The organism is Marinobacter sp. NFXS11, assembly GCF_040148675.1.
Taxonomy (GTDB): Bacteria; Pseudomonadota; Gammaproteobacteria; order Pseudomonadales; family Oleiphilaceae; genus Marinobacter.
Window position 1 is genome coordinate 1,768,014 of record NZ_JAGDDV010000001.1, and the last position, 15,891, is coordinate 1,783,904.

A 15,891-nucleotide genomic window follows, 5' to 3' on the forward strand; every position below is an offset into this window, starting at 1 on the left:
TCGTTTGCTCCTAGAACTGATAAAAGATTGCAACACCACCAGACCAGAAGCCCTTGCGCTCCACGATTGAACTTTCGCCAGCCCCGTCGCCAAGATGTTCATAACCAAACGCGAACACCGAATGCCAATCGCTACCCAGTTTCTGGACGTGAGAGACCGACGTCCGCATTACGACCGATTTCTCTCCTTCGTATGCCGCAATATTTGCAGACGCCTCTTGCTGGCTAACGCCGTAGTAGTAATCAACCAGCCTTCGCGATTGCTGACGCACGTCAATGCTTGGCACCAGCGCTCCCCCCCATGCGTGCAATTCGCGGGAAACTGCAATACCCCATTCATGACCGCCATGCCGGTCCAACACATCGGCCGACGCAAAAATGGCAAGATCAACCCAGGGGGTCGCCTGCTCCCATTTGATCAGTAATTCACCGGTGTCATCCCGGTCGTCCAATGCTGCCAGCACCTTGTTATCATCCGGGTCGAACACAGACTGGCGTAACTTCACCATCACCTTGAGCCTGCTAGAAGACGTGGGCGAGGTAACAAGCCCGATACCTTCCGGGTTTGCCATCATCATCCCCCACCGCAAATCGGCATAAGGTACGACGACATGCTGATCATTCTCCCCCTTTACATGGCGCTGGATAGAGCCGCCCGAAAGGCCAAGGCTTGCTTCCCAGTCGGAGGCGCTGACAGGGCCTGCAAGAATACACAAGACAAGTGCTGTAAAAGTGAGCCTTGACCGGAGGGCAAGGTGAGTCGCTAACGGGTTCATTTCAATGATCTCCATGTGAATGAATTCAGGGGTGGAATACCCGGAAGCACGGACTTTCACACGGATGGAGAGTCTCCAAGGAAGCGTGAGATAAACGGTTGGTATGGACGACAAGCCGGCGTAAATTGAGATGGACGGTAACGCGCATTCGACCGCACTAGACTGTGCTAGAGTCGTTGGAAACTCTGTTCTGGGATTTCATGTATGAAAACCATTGGCCTTCTCGGCGGCATGAGCTGGGAATCCACGCAGACCTATTACCGGCTTATCAACGAGGGCGTTAAAAACCGCCTGGGCGGGCTGCATTCAGCCAAACTGGTGCTCTTCAGCGTGGATTTCGCCGAGATTGAAGCGCTACAACACAAAGGCGACTGGCCGGCCACTGCCGACATTCTTGCCGGGGCCGCTTTGTCAGTGCAGAAGGCCGGCGCGGATTTCCTGGTGATCGGTACCAACACCATGCACAAGGTTGCTCCGGAGATCGAACAGGCGATCGGGATTCCATTGCTGCACATCGCCGATTCCACCGCGCAGGTACTGAAGAAAGATGGTGTGACCCGAGTAGGCCTGCTGGGCACCCGCTTTACCATGGAGCAGGCGTTCTACAGGGAACGACTGGAGGCGGCCGGTATCGACGTTCTCACCCCGGATGAAAGCCATCGGGATGAGGTGCACCGTGTTATCTACGAAGAGCTTTGCCAGGGCGAGATCAAGCCTGACTCGCGCCACACCTACCTGGATATCGTTTCGTCGCTTTCCGGGCGCGGGGCCCAGGCGGTGATTCTCGGCTGCACCGAGATCGGATTGCTGATCACCCAGGCCGACACCGAGGTTCCACTTTACGACACCACGGAGATTCACGCCGCCCGAGCCGTGGAGCTGGCGTTACATCATCCGTAGAAGACCGACCAAGACGAACACCTGCAAAAACTGGATAATGGCCGCCATTAAAAGCCATGGCGCGCCAAATTCTCCGATCCAGGACTCTTTGCAATGGAAATCAACGTCAACTTTCTCGAGAACCTCAGACTTGAAGCCAAGTTTGACGATTTCACCGTCGTAACGGACCAGCCGATTCGCTACAAAGGCGACGGTTCGGCGCCCAGCCCGTTCGACTACTTCCTGACTTCCTCTGCCCTGTGTGCAGCCTACTTTGTCCGGGTCTACTGCCTGGCGCGTGACATTCCCACCGAGAATATCCGCCTGTCCCAGAACAACATCGTGGACCCGGAAAACCGATACAACCAGATCTTCAAGATTTCGGTGGAACTTCCCGAGGACATTTCGGAGAAAGACCGCCAGGGCATCCTGCGCTCGATCGACCGCTGCACTGTGAAAAGAGTGGTCCAGACCGGCCCGACCTTCGAGATTGAAACCGTCGAAAACCTGGACGCGGACGCCCAGGCACTGCTCATGACCCAGCCGGAAGGCGGCACCCAGACCTTTATCGAAGGCAAGGACCTGCCCCTGGAGCAGACCATCGCCAACATGACTGGCATCCTTGAAGACTTGGGCATGAAGATCGAGATTGCCTCCTGGCGCAACATTGTGCCTCACGTGTGGTCCCTGCACATTCGCGATGCCGCCTCACCCATGTGCTTCACCAATGGCAAGGGTGCCACGAAGGAAAGCGCCCTGTGCTCTGCGCTGGGCGAATTCATCGAGCGGCTCAGCTGCAACTTTTTCTACAACGATCAGTTCTTTGGTGAGGACATCGCCAACAGCGACTTCGTCCACTACCCGAACGAAAAGTGGTTCAAGCCGGGCCCCAACGACGAGCTGCCGGAAGGTATTCTGGATGAACACTGCCTCGCCATCTACAACCCGGACGGCGAGCTTGGCGGCTCCAATCTGATTGATACCAACTCCGGCAGAGCCGACCGGGGCATCGTCTCCCTGCCCTACGTGCGAAAATCTGATGGAGAGGTGGTGTATTTCCCCTCCAACCTGATTGAGAACCTGTTTCTCAGCAACGGCATGAGTGCTGGCAATACCCTGAACGAAGCACAGGTTCAGTGTCTGTCGGAGATTTTCGAACGGGCGGTAAAGAAGCAGATTATCGAAGAGGAGATTGCCCTTCCGGACGTGCCCCGGGAGGTACTGGAAAAATACCCGGACATCCTGGAAGGCATTGAAGCCCTGGAAGCCCAGGGTTTCCCGACTCTGGTAAAGGACGCCTCCCTCGGCGGCCAGTTCCCGGTAATGTGCGTTACCCTGATGAACCCGCGAACGGGCGGCGTGTTCGCCTCTTTCGGCGCTCACCCGAGCTTTGAAGTGGCCCTTGAGCGAAGCCTGACGGAACTCCTGCAGGGCCGCAGCTTCGAGGGCCTCAATGATGTGCCGGCGCCCACCTTCAACAGCCTGGCAGTGACCGAGCCAAACAACTTTGTGGAGCACTTCATCGACTCTACCGGCGTTGTCTCCTGGCGGTTCTTCAGCGCCAGGTCCGATTATGATTTCGTTGAATGGGATTTTTCCGGCACCAACGCCGAGGAAGCCGAGTGTCTGTTCGGTATCCTCGAGGAGCTGGGCAAGGAAGTCTATGTCGCCGTCTATGAGGAACTGGGCGCGCCGGTCTGCCGAATCCTGGTTCCAGGCTATTCCGAGGTGTATCCGGTGGAAGACCTGATAATGGACAACACCAACATGGCTTTGGACTATCGGGAAGACATCCTCAACCTGCACCGCCTGGACGATGAGCAATTGGCCGATCTGGTGGAGCGCCTGGAAGCCAGCCAGCTGGACAACTACATGACGATCATCACCCTGATCGGCGTGGAGTTCGATGAAAACACCATCTGGGGCCAACTCACGATCCTTGAGCTGAAGATCCTGATCTGCCTTGCCCTGCAGTGGCATGAAGAAGCCCTGGAATTCGTCGACATGTTCCTTCAGTTCAACGACAACACCGTTGAGCGCGGCCTTTTCTACCGAGCGATGTATGCGGTTCTGGAAGTCACCCTTGACGACGAAATGGAGCTGGGCGACTACATCACCAACTTCACCCGCATGTTCGGCAAGGAAACCATGGAAGCTGTTGTTGGCTCAGTGGATGGCAGCGTTCGTTTCCACGGCCTGGAAGCCACGAACATGCAACTGGATGGGCTGGAGAAGCATCAGCGGTTGATCGAGAGCTACCGGAAGCTGCACGCGGCGCGTGCAGCCAGGGCGGGCCTGCAGCAGTAATCGGACGCCGAGCGAGCCGCGCCGCATTGGCGGCGCGGTCAGTCCTGATCCACACTTGATCATTACAAGTAGCCTATTTGCGTTTAATGCCCGTACACCCTTGTACATTTGTGGCATACGCCAAACAAGGAGCCTTGCAATGAGCAATCCGGTGATCGCTGATAACAAGCCCAAGAAAGTCAGCCTGAAAAAAGGCGAGGAATACGCCTTCTGCGTTTGTGGCCGTTCCAACAACCAGCCGTTCTGCGACGGTTCCCACGGAGATACGGGGTTCAAGCCCAAGGTCTTCAAGGCCGAAAAAGACGAAGAGGCGGTTCTGTGCCAGTGTAAACAGACCGGAAGCGCGCCTTATTGTGACGGCACTCACCAGCAGTTCAGCGATGACCAGGTTGGCAAGGAGGCGCCGGAGTCAGACGATGATGGCGACGAGGAATCCGGTGATGCGCCGAAGGCCAAATCCACCAAAGAAGAACCCACCGTTGAATTTATTCATCAGTTGGCCCGTGAGGGGCTGAGCAGTATGGGCCACCATGGTCCGACAACTGCCATGGGCGTGCCCCGCCACACCCTGCCCCACTGGGACGACCTCCAACTGATGGTGGCGCAGATGGCCAGTAAGCCGCTGGCAGACGACGCCGACGTCTCGACCGAACTGGTAATCGGGCCTGAAGCCCGCAAGCCACTGACACTGAGCATGCCGCTATTCGTTTCCGACATGAGCTTCGGCGCGTTGTCGGAGGAGGCCAAGATTGCCCTCGCTCGTGGCGCCGAGCTAGCCGGCACCGGCATCTGCTCTGGCGAGGGCGGCATGCTGCCCGAGGAGCAACAGGAAAATTCCCGATACTTCTACGAGCTGGCCAGCGCCAAGTTCGGTTACAAGGAAGAATTGCTCAAGAAAGTGCAGGCGTTTCACTTCAAGGGTGGCCAGGGCGCCAAGACCGGCACCGGTGGCCATTTGCCGGGCAACAAGAACACCGGCAAGATCTCAGAGGTGCGCAATATTCCTGAGGGCGAACCGGCCAACTCCCCACCCACTTTCGACGATTTGCGCTCAGTTGAGGATTTCCAGCGCTTCGCCAGCCATGTTCGGGAAGTGACCGGAGGTATTCCCGTCGGCTTCAAGCTGAGCGCCAATCACATCGAGCGGGATGTGCAATTCGCCCTGGATGCCGGCGCCGACTACATCATTCTCGACGGCCGTGGCGGCGGCACCGGCGCTGCACCCGAGATCTTCCGTGATCACATCAGTGTGCCCACCATTCCTGCCCTGGCGCGTGCGCGGCGCTATCTGGATGACCGCGGCGCAAGCGGACGGGTCACATTGATCGTTACCGGTGGCCTGCGGGTCCCTATCGATTTTGTGAAGGCCATGGCGCTGGGCGCTGACGGTATTGCCGTTGCCAACAGTGCCATGCAGTCCATCGGCTGTGTTGCAGCCCGTATCTGTAACACCAACAATTGCCCGGCAGGCATTGCGACCCAGAACAAGGACCTGCGCCAACGGTTGAACGTCGACCAGTCTGCCAAACAGCTGCGGAACTTCCTTGAGGCCTCTGTCTCACTGATGCAGGTGATGGCACGAGCCTGTGGCCACGACAGCCTGAGCAAACTGAACATAGATGACCTGTCCACCTGGCATCGGGAGATGGCCCTGCTCAGCGGCGTTCGCTACGCCGGTGTGCTTGATCCTTCTGCCTGAGGTGCTTCTTCGCTGGCCGCCAGGACTCGAACCCGTTCGAAGTCCTCCTCGGTGAACACACCGTTCACCCCGGAAATGGCGGCCAGCTTCATGCCATGCTTCAGTCCCAGCTTGTAAATCTCCCGCACTTTCTCCCACTCGATGTTCCGCCCGAGAGTGAAATTCTCGAAACGCGCTTCCAGAGCAAGCACAATGGTTTCCGCCAGACAGGCATAGGCAATGCCTTTCGGAAGCCCGATGTCTTTCATATGCACTTCACCCGGTAGCTGAATCTCGCCAGATTCGATCACCAGCACATCCGGCCGCTTGGCGACATCCTCCGCCGGGATATCCAGTGGGCGGGCGACGTCGGTTATGACGCAGCCCGGCTTCACTTTCATGATATCCAGGATACGTTTGCCGGCCCCGGAGGTGGCGGTCACGATCATGTCCATGTCGGCCAGATCGCGTTCGGCAGAGCCGGCAACATGTACGATGGCACCCGGAGTTTCCTGTTCGATGCTTTCCTTGAGAGCCAGCAGTTTGGCCGGCTCCGGTGCCGCCAGATAAATCTCGTCCACAGCCTTGGCCAGCAATCTGGCGCAGACAGACCCGATAGCACCCGTAGCGCCCACCACCATAGCCTTGCCGGCCGCTTTGCCACTGGGGCCAATACTCACCCGCCCTATTTTCTTCATGGCGTCATGGGCCGCCCACAGGGCACCGGATGCGCTGTAGCTGTTGCCGGTCGTGATCGGCAGCGGCGCCCGCTTGGCCACCGTTATACCGGCATCACCCACCACCTTGGTAAACGCACCCAGGCCCATGATCTGGGCGCCGAGTTTCTTGGCCAGTTTGGCCGCCTGCAGCAACCGGGCGTAGGTAAATTCCGGCCCGTGGGCCATGATTTCCCGAGGGGTGCCACCAACGGTAATGAGCCAGCCCTCCACCTCATCGCCATTGGGTGACCGGATTCCGGATACCTTGGAGTAGATGAACGGTGGCGAATACGCGATGGCCTTTTCCACCAGGTTCATCACCACAGGCGGCGATACGTTGGCAACCCAGTCCAGGGGCGGTGTTTTGGTGAGGTATTGCTGCGACAGGGGGTGAATGACAAACGCAAACCGGTTAACCCGGCGATAACCGTTCGGGTAAAGGATTCGCGGCTCAATCTGCAGGCTCTGAATAACATCCAGATAGTCATCGGGGCCCAACTGGTCCGGTGTCCTGGAAAGCGCCGCACTGATCATCGCCTCCATCACATTCACGCCAACGGGGCGGCCCTCCAGCCAGGGACTGTAATCCACTACCATGGCAACCTTGCGCGAACGCATCCAGTCCATGGCCGCGTCCGTTACCCGCGAGGTAATCACGGTTTTTCCATCCAGCTCTTTCGCCGTGAAATTCTCCAGGTCGCCAATCGAGGCCACGATGACATGGGCCTCGGACACCGCGTGATGGAGCGAACCTTTAACCAGGTTCTCACCCAACCGATACAGCGGTGTTCGGAGAATGGTTTCAACCGCTTTCACCGCCGCAGGCCTGAACATGATGGGTGCAGTAAGCGAGGTATAGGTTTCCAGCTGTTTCAGGGAAGTCAGCAGCCTGGGCACTCCGAAATCCGTGTAAGGATCGGCAAAGAAGAGATTCTCGGTATGTTCGGAAAGGGCTCTGGCAATCCGGTAACCGGCCTGCCCATTCAAAAAGAGCACCCGGGCATTGTCGAAGAAATGCCCGAGCTCAGACTGGGTATGACGCACAGCCCATTCCTGCAGGATAGCCCGCAACCCGGCACCGGTGGTTACCGGCTTATCCGGCACACAGGCCTCAAGGCGAGCAGTATCCGGGTGTTCAAGCTGCTCCCGGCCCACCTCGTAATGATCGTGTACCATGCTCAGACCGATGGCATCTGCCTGCGGATGCACGGACTCCAGAACCGCCTCGGCCCGGGAAAGATCGCCGTCCGTACCGATCCGGATAATCCGGAAAGGCTGCCCAAGAAACGACGTCTCGATATCATAATCGTACTCACCAGATCCCTGGCTGACGCTGACAACGGTTTTCATATTCAGGTCTTCCCGTTTTCCTGTTGTTATCATCTACAGCCTAATTCAGGAGATCGGTTTCTGCCTTAGCGCAGATCAAATTCCAGACCGCTATTCAACGTCTACAATAGAGTGGCGGGCCGAACGACCAACAGACTCTCAAGGATCAACCAGGAGCTCACCATGACCATTCAGGAAGAACTCAACTCTACCGTCCGGGAACTGGTTCAGCCCGGCAAGGGAATTCTCGCGGCGGATGAAAGCCACCCGACCATTGCCAAGCGTTTCAAGGCCGTTGGCGTGGAGTCGAGCGAAGATATGCGCCGGGAGTACCGAAGCCTTATTTTCTCGGCTTCCGGGCTCGGAGAATTCATCAGCGGGGTCATTCTGTTTGAAGAGACTCTCGGCCAGCAGAGCCTGGATAGTGTTCCCATGCCAAAGCTGCTGGCCAGCAAAGGCATTGTGCCGGGCATCAAGGTAGACAAGGGCAAAGGCCCTCTTGTGAATGCCCCCGGTGATGAAATCACCTTTGGCCTGGATGGTCTGGAGGACCGCCTGGAAATCTACAAAAACCAGGGGGCCCGGTTCGCCAAGTGGCGGGATGTGTTCCATATATCGGACACCCTGCCCTCACGGCAGGCGATCGAGGCGAATGCCGAGGTTCTCGCCCGCTATGCGGCGATCTGCCAGTCCCTGGGTATCGTGCCGATCGTTGAGCCGGAAGTACTGATTGATGGCAACCATTCCATTGAGCGCTGCGCGGAAGTCAGCGAGGCGGTGATTCGGGAGGTGTTCCACGCCCTTTACCGACACAAGGTGGCACTGGAATACATGATCCTCAAACCCAGCATGGTGACGCCGGGCAAGGAAAGCCCGAAGGCATCCCCGGAAGCCGTGGCGACAGCGACTCTCGATGTTTTTCGCAGGGCGGTACCGGCTGCGGTACCCGGCATTTTCTTCCTCTCGGGCGGCCAGACACCGGAAGAAGCCACTCTCAATCTGAACGCCATGAACAGCATGGGCGCGCAGCCCTGGGAGTTGAGCTTCTCTTACGGACGGGCTTTGCAGGAACCGGCACAGAAGGCCTGGGCAGGCAATCTGGACAATGGTCCGGAGGCTCAGGCAGCAATGCTGAAGCGGGCCCGCCTGAACGGTGCCGCTCGCGCGGGCCATTACCGACCGGAGATGGAAGACTGACCGGCAACAGCCCTGCGTGCCCGTGTTCCCTTAGTTGCAGCCGGAGACGCAGCTCGCCATGCCATTGAACGCCATGGTGCGGCCACTGAGGGGCACATGAACCGGCACTGTCACTGAATCCCGGAACAGAGCCGTGCGCGTTCCTTCCTGCACCATGCCACCGGAGGTCGCAGGTTCGTTGGCGTGGGAGGCGATAACCGCCTTCGGTTGCACGAGGTCATTGATTACGTAGGCGGCCTGTTTCGGTCCGGTGGTGAACGTATCACCGATGTTCATCACCACAAGTCCCGCACCGTAGTGATCCTTCACGACCAGCCTTTGCTCGGCAGTAATGCCAGTGTCACCGGACAGGTAGACCACCAGGCCATTGGAGAACCTGAGCACATAGCCCGTGGGTGGTCCAACACTGGCGCCAACACCCGCGGCAGCCAGATACTCTGCCAGTGGCCCGGTGAGGAACGAAGGCGATACGCCATTGCTGTGCACAGCTGGCACGGTCGTAATTGCCACGCCGCCAACCTCACGCTCGCCACCGAACCGAACCAACAGCGAGTTTGCAGGGTCACCGCCGGCATCTTTCAGCTTGGCAGCAAAGAAGGCGGGCATTTCGCTACCCGTAACAATTTTTGAACCGTGTTTTACCGCAATATCAACAGTGTTGGATTGTGGCAATGTTGAAACGCCGGTGTCCGGAGACCCGCAAGTGCCCTGATTGGTCTTGCTGATGCGCTGATCACCCACATGGTCCCCATGCATGTGGGAAACCAGAACAACATCAATTTTGCCCAGTCGGGGATCATCCGGACCGGCGACCGTTCTGCCGGCGTCATAGAGAATTCGGGTGCCGTTGGGATCTTCAAAGACCAGCGCCCGGTCCCGGCCACAGAACTCACCATCGTGGCTACCCAGGGGTGTGACTTTTACCACGTGGTCGTCTGCAGCAGCCGGCATAGCGGCGCCGAATAGCATACAGACAGACACTCCGGCAGAGGCCATCGTGTTGCGCAAACCTGCTCTGAACATGTTGTTCGTCCTCCCACTCGTTTTTTGTTGGTACCGGTATTGATACGAACGACAAGCCCGTTGATACCAGTTTAGGCGGCGGGAAGGTCAACGCGTGGGGATTGAGTGAGTGCGCTTGAATGAGAATCAGGCAGCGCGGGAGTCCGTCAGGATAACCCGCTGTTCCAGGCATGCCATCATGGGCCCCACCTGACGGATTTTCCGGGCCTCGGGCCAGAGCGCCTCTGCCTCGGCGAAACCCTGGCGGAGAAAGTTAAGCCATTGTTTGATTCGACCGGTCACATAGCGGTCCTCAAGCCAGCCCTGCAGAACCGTAGCGTACTCACGAACCAGGGCGACAGCTTCCGGCCAGGTCATATCCGGCACCGTTTCGCCCTGCTGGCTGGCCTTGATCTGCCGGGCGAGGTCTGGCCGGGCGATCAAGCCACGCCCAATCATCACGTCATCGCAGCCAGACACCTCACGGCAACGCCAGTAGTCCGCGACACTCCAGATTTCGCCATTGGCAATTATGTGGGTTTTGACAGCTTCCCGGGCCCGGGCGATTTCCTCCCAATAGGCCGGCGGCTTATACCCGTCTACTTTGCTGCGGGCATGAATGACAATCTCCGCCGCGCCTGCCGCTTCCAACGCCTGGGCACAAGCCACACCCATGGATCGGTCGTCATACCCCAGCCGCATCTTGGCTGTGACCGGCACATTCGCTGGCAAAGCCTGACGCACAGCAGCCACGATCTCATGCATGAGCTCCGGCTCGCGCATCAACACACAGCCACCCTTGTGCTTGTTTACCGTTTTGGCCGGGCAACCAAAGTTGATATCCACCTGGGTGGCGCCGAGTTCTGCCGCACGCACACCGTGGCGCGCCATCTGGTGAGGGTCTGAGCCCAGCAGCTGAACGGCAACGGGAGTGCCCACTTGAGTGAGCGACCGGTTGTATAATTCGGGGGCGTATTTGTAGAACACTCTCGGTGGCAGCATGCCATGGGTGACACGAACGAATTCCGTTACGCAACGGTCGATGCCGCCTACCCCGGTCAGGGTTTCACGGATGGGTGCGTCAACCAGCCCTTCCATCGGGGCGAGAATGATGCGCATGAGTGCTCCAGCAATTACAGGGTCTGTTCGGGGTGAGACTGATCAAAAATCAGACGGAGCGGATTGTAAGGAATTTGGCGGGAAGTTGATAGACGGACACCCCGAAACCGGGGTGTCCAATCGCTTGCTTGCAGGTCTTATTCGACGTCGAACCGGTCGGCGTTCATGACCTTGGTCCAGGCTGCAACGAAGTCTTTCACGAACTTCTCTTCGTTGTCGTCCTGGGCATACACTTCTGCGTAGGCACGCAGGATCGAGTTGGAACCGAACACGAGATCAACACGGGTCGCAGTGAACTTGGTATTGCCACTGTTGCGATCCACGATGTTGTACGAGTTCTTGCCAGTCGGCTCCCAACGATTCGACATATCAGTCAGATTTACGAAGAAATCATTGGTCAACTGGCCAACGCGATCGGTGAATACGCCGTGCTTGGTGCCGCCGTAGTTGGTACCCAGCACCCGCATGCCACCCAGCAGGACGGTCATTTCAGGCGCAGTCAGTCCCATCAGCTGGGCACGATCCAGAAGCATTTCTTCCGGCTTGACCACGTAGTCCTTCTTCTGCCAGTTGCGGAAGCCATCAGCCAGCAGCTCCATCGGATCGAAGGATTCGGCATCCGTCATCTCGTCGGTGGCATCGCCACGGCCCTTCAGGAAGGGAACGTGAACCTCGTGGCCGGCTGCTTTGGCTGCCATCTCGATGCCAAGGTTACCGCCAAGCACAATCACGTCAGCAACGCTGGCGCCAGTGTCAGCCGAAATCTGCTCGTAAACCTTCAGCACCTTATCCAGACGATCGGGCTCGTTACCCTCCCAGTCCTTTTGGGGCGCCAGGCGAATCCGAGCACCGTTTGCACCACCACGCATGTCTGAGCCGCGGAACGTACGGGCACTGTCCCAGGCGGTGCAGATCAGCTCGTTCAGGCTCAATCCGGCCCCGGCAATCTTCTGCTTGACCACTTCCTCAATATAATTGGTCTCGCCCTGGGGAACAGGATCCTGCCAGATCAGATCTTCATCAGGCACACCCGGTCCGATGTAGCGGGACTTGGGCCCCATGTCGCGGTGGGTCAGCTTGAACCAGGCACGGGCGAAGCAGTCTTTGAAGTACTCGGGATCTGCCATGAACTTCTCGCAGATTGCGCGGTACTTCGGATCTACCTTCATTGCCATGTCGGCATCGGTCATCATCGGCTTGCGACGGACGGACGGATCAGTCGGATCAACCGGCATGTGCTCTTCTTTGATGTCGATCGGCTCCCACTGGTTTGCACCAGCCGGGCTCTTGGTCAGCTGCCACTCGTAGCCAAACAGCAGATCAAAGTAGCCCATGTCGAACTTGGTCGGATTCGAGGTCCAGGCACCTTCGATGCCAGAGGTAACCGCGTTGGTCGCCTTGCCGTCGAGGTTCGGGTTCATCCAGCCAAAGCCCTGGGTTTCAACGTCAGCCCCTTCCGGCTCCGGGCCGAGGGCATCGGCGTCGCCATTACCGTGAGCCTTGCCCACCGTATGGCCGCCAGCGGTCAGCGCTGCGGTTTCTTCATCGTTCATCGCCATGCGGGCAAAGGTCGTTCTCACCTGCTCCGCGGTCTTCTGCGGATCCGGCACACCGTTCACGCCCTCAGGATTCACATAAATCAGGCCCATCTGCACTGCAGCGAGCGGGTTCTCCATGGTGTCGGGCTTGTCGACGTCTTCATAACGGCTGTCAGACGGCGCCAACCACTCTTTTTCCGCACCCCAGTAGATGTCTTTTTCCGGATGCCAGATGTCCTCGCGGCCATAAGAGAAACCAAAGGTCTTCAGGCCAAACGACTCATAGGCAACATTACCGGCCAGGATAAACAGGTCGGCCCAGCTCACCTTGTTGCCGTATTTTTTCTTGAGCGGCCACAGAAGGCGGCGTGCCTTGTCGAGGTTGCCGTTGTCGGGCCAGGAGTTCAGCGGAGCGAACCGCTGGTTACCGGTGCCGGCACCACCACGACCGTCGGCCAGGCGATAGGTACCAGCGGCGTGCCACGCCAGTCGAATCATCAGGCCGCCGTAATGCCCCCAATCGGCAGGCCACCATTCCTGACTGTTGGTCATCAGCTCGTGCATGTCTTTTTCAAGGGCTTCGTGATCAAGCTTTTTGACTTCTTCCCGGTAGTCGAAGTCTTCACCGAGAGGATTGGTTTTGCGGTCGTGCTGATGAAGGATGTCGAGATTGAGGTTCTCAGGCCACCAGCCGGCTACATCGGCTTTTTCCTGAGTGTTTGAACCGTGCATTACGGGACACTTTCCGCCCGCACTGTTGTTGTCTGTCATTTTTCTCTCCTCATTGGGGTTGGCAAAACGACACTGCTTTGATTCAGGCACTTCTAACTATAGGACACACCCAATAATCTGCTCTGAGTATTTCTTATGTCCCGGATAGCGTGCGCCTATAGGATTTCCCGCAATGCTTGCGGGTTCTCTGCCTTACTGGGCACAAGCGTAATCACTTGAATATCTCGCCAGAATGTCTAGAAAGTCCGGCCATGCGATTGAACGACTGAGTGACATTACATTGGACATGGATCTGCTCCTGCCTAACGAGAACAGCTCCACCGTAGCGCGGGACCGATGGCGCAATACAATTAATTAAAAATAAATTTGTGAGAGTTTTTATTTATGGATGAAGCTCTGGGCGGTCAGAGCCGCTCAATGGATGAAAACTTGCCGGCGTCGTCAAAGACGATGCGGAAACTGCCGCGAATGCCATCGCGAAGGTAAAAACGGGAAAGGATACGGGCCGGGAATCGGACAGAGCGTCCGTCCCGGGCCGTGGTGTGAACATCTGTGGCAACGCCCTGATAGAGCTTGATCCACTCATCAGGGCTGATGCTGATATCCACAATAATCTGCTGCATTGGCGATCAGTTCGCCAGTTCAAGCAGCAGGCGGTTCAGACGGGTGACATAGGCACCGGGGTCCGGGAGTTGCTCACCGCTGGCCAGGGTGGCCTGGTCCAGGATAACGGCAGAGAGCTCGTTGAACCGCTCTTCGCCCTTCTCGCTTTCCAGTCGCTGGACCAGCGGATGATCAACATTGATCTCGAAGATCGGTTTGCTGTCCGGTACTTTCTGGCCGGCCGCTTCCATGATCTTCTTCATCTGGGCGCCCATATCGAAATCGCCCACCACCAGACAGGCCGGTGAATCGGTCAGGCGGTTGGTTACACGCACCTCCTGCACCCGGTCGCTCAGGGCATTCTTGATGCGCTCCAGCAGGTCCTTGTGCTCTTCAGCCGCCTCTTCCTTGTGCTTCTTGTCTTCCTCGGTCTCGACCTCGCCCAGGTCCAGGTCGCCACGGGCAACATCCTGCAACTGCTTGCCGTCGTATTCGCTGAGGTAACCCATCATCCACTCGTCGATGCGATCTGTAAGGATCAGCACCTCAATGCCCTTCTTGCGGAACACTTCCAGATGCGGGCTGCTCTTGGCGGCTGTGAAGTTGTCGGCGGTGATGTAGTAAAGCTTTTTCTGCCCTTCCTTCATCCGGCCGATGTAGTCATCCAGCGACACGTTCTGTGTGCTTTCCCCGGTGTGGGTGGAGGCGAAGCGCAGCAGGCCGGCAATTTTCTCGCGGTTGCTGAAATCTTCCGCCGGGCCTTCTTTCAATACCGTGCCGAACTCCCCCCAGAACTTCTGATACTGCTCGGAATCCTTCTTGGCCAGCTTGGACAGCATATCGAGGACCCGCTTGGTGAGCGCGGTGCGGATGCTTTCCACGGTGCTGTCGTTCTGCAGGATCTCACGTGACACGTTGAGGGACAGATCGTTGGAATCAATCACACCCTTGGCAAAACGAAGGTAAAGCGGCAGGAACTGCTCGGCGTCGTCCATGATGAACACGCGCTGCACGTACAGTTTCAGGCCACGAGGCGCTTCACGGTTGTACAGATCAAACGGTGCACGGGCCGGGATATACAGCAGGCTGGTGTAATCCAGCTTGCCTTCCACCTTGTTGTGGGACCAGGTGAGCGGGTCTTCAAAATCGTGGGCGATGTGCTTGTAGAACTCCTTGTACTCCTCGTCCTTGATCTCGGTACGGGGGAGTGTCCAGAGCGCTGTCGCATCGTTAACGGTTTCGTACTCGTCCTTCTTCTCACCTTCGTCGGATTCGGCCTTCATGACAACCGGGAAGGAAATATGATCCGAGTACTTCTTCACCAGACTGCGCAGCTTCCAGCCGTTGGCGAATTCCTTGGCGTCTGGCTTCAGATGCAGGACGATCTGGGTGCCGCGGTTATCCAGATTGACCTGCTCGATGGAAAACTCGCCGTCACCCTTGGACTCCCAATGCACACCTTCTTCTGCAGGCGCACCCGCGCGGCGGGTAAATACATCCACCTTGTCGGCCACAATAAACGCCGAATAGAACCCAACACCGAACTGACCGATCAGCTTGCTGTCCTTCTTCTCATCGCCGGACAACTGCTGGAGGAATTCAGCCGTACCGGAACGGGCAATGGTACCCAGATTCTGGATAACATCGTCACGGGTCATACCGATACCGTTGTCGGTCAGCGTGACGGTATTCGCCTCTTCGTCAAAATCCAGGCGAATCTTCAGCTCAGGATCGCTTTCATACAGGCTGTCATCCTTCAGCGCTGCGAAACGCAGTTTGTCTTCGGCATCTGAAGCGTTGGAAATCAGCTCACGAAGGAAGATTTCCTTGTTGGAATACAACGAGTGAATCATCAGGTGAAGCAGCTGCTTCACTTCGGTCTGGAATCCAAGCGTCTCTTTATTGGCTTCAACCGTCATGGCGTTTATGTCTCCTGATACAAATAAACGGGCGAATAGGGGCGCCCGAGTTACCTCATGATTCGTGGAGCGGCACGGGCAGGAAAGGCTTTCC

Annotated in this window: 11 protein-coding genes; 4 read left to right on the forward strand and 7 right to left on the reverse strand. The window is 57.5% G+C overall.

Going from position 1 to position 15,891, the window contains the following annotated elements; genetic code table 11:
• Positions 1–10 precede the first annotated feature (10 nt).
• Positions 11–835, reverse strand: coding sequence for a MipA/OmpV family protein (locus J3362_RS08285; RefSeq protein WP_349519092.1), 825 nt, complete (start codon positions 833–835; stop codon positions 11–13).
• Positions 836–979: 144 nt separating this feature from the next.
• Between J3362_RS08285 and J3362_RS08290 the strand changes: the two genes are divergently transcribed.
• From J3362_RS08290 to J3362_RS08300, 3 genes are all read left to right on the forward strand, one after another.
• Positions 980–1,675: an aspartate/glutamate racemase family protein gene (locus J3362_RS08290; protein ID WP_349519093.1), complete on the forward strand. Its 696-nt coding sequence runs from the start codon at positions 980–982 to the stop codon at positions 1,673–1,675.
• A gap of 93 nt (positions 1,676–1,768) precedes the next feature.
• The gene (locus J3362_RS08295) at positions 1,769–3,961 is read left to right on the forward strand and encodes an OsmC domain/YcaO domain-containing protein (protein ID WP_349519094.1); all 2,193 of its coding nucleotides are present in this window, start codon (positions 1,769–1,771) and stop codon (positions 3,959–3,961) included.
• A gap of 139 nt (positions 3,962–4,100) precedes the next feature.
• Complete coding sequence (locus J3362_RS08300; RefSeq protein ID WP_008171991.1) at positions 4,101–5,660, forward strand: glutamate synthase-related protein; 1,560 nt, start codon at positions 4,101–4,103, stop codon at positions 5,658–5,660.
• Here the strand turns inward: J3362_RS08300 and J3362_RS08305 are convergent.
• On the reverse strand, positions 5,630–7,708 hold the full coding sequence (locus tag J3362_RS08305) for a DUF8754 domain-containing protein (protein ID WP_008171993.1): 2,079 nt from the start codon (positions 7,706–7,708) through the stop codon (positions 5,630–5,632). The two genes, J3362_RS08300 and J3362_RS08305, sit on opposite strands and share 31 nt — an antisense overlap.
• A 162-nt stretch (positions 7,709–7,870) precedes the next feature.
• Here J3362_RS08305 and J3362_RS08310 point away from each other — a divergent pair, with 162 nt between their 5' ends.
• Complete coding sequence (locus J3362_RS08310; protein ID WP_349519095.1) at positions 7,871–8,884, forward strand: class I fructose-bisphosphate aldolase; 1,014 nt, start codon at positions 7,871–7,873, stop codon at positions 8,882–8,884.
• 30 nt (positions 8,885–8,914) lie between these two features.
• On the opposite strand, the gene J3362_RS08315 is transcribed toward J3362_RS08310, so the two are convergent.
• The 5 genes from J3362_RS08315 to htpG form a co-directional block, all read right to left on the reverse strand.
• Complete coding sequence (locus J3362_RS08315; RefSeq protein ID WP_349519096.1) at positions 8,915–9,907, reverse strand: MBL fold metallo-hydrolase; 993 nt, start codon at positions 9,905–9,907, stop codon at positions 8,915–8,917.
• A 126-nt stretch (positions 9,908–10,033) separates the two neighbouring features.
• Positions 10,034–11,005 carry a tRNA dihydrouridine synthase gene (locus J3362_RS08320; protein ID WP_349519097.1) on the reverse strand — a complete coding sequence of 324 codons (972 nt, stop codon included), beginning with the start codon at positions 11,003–11,005 and terminating at the stop codon, positions 10,034–10,036.
• A gap of 137 nt (positions 11,006–11,142) precedes the next feature.
• Positions 11,143–13,314: a catalase/peroxidase HPI gene (gene katG, locus J3362_RS08325; protein WP_349519098.1), complete on the reverse strand. Its 2,172-nt coding sequence runs from the start codon at positions 13,312–13,314 to the stop codon at positions 11,143–11,145.
• Positions 13,315–13,679: 365 nt separating this feature from the next.
• The gene (locus J3362_RS08330; RefSeq protein ID WP_008172004.1) at positions 13,680–13,898 is read right to left on the reverse strand and encodes a DUF2835 domain-containing protein; all 219 of its coding nucleotides are present in this window, start codon (positions 13,896–13,898) and stop codon (positions 13,680–13,682) included.
• Positions 13,899–13,904: 6 nt separating this feature from the next.
• On the reverse strand, positions 13,905–15,797 hold the full coding sequence (htpG, locus tag J3362_RS08335; protein WP_014576818.1) for a molecular chaperone HtpG: 1,893 nt from the start codon (positions 15,795–15,797) through the stop codon (positions 13,905–13,907).
• Positions 15,798–15,891: the final 94 nt, after the last annotated feature.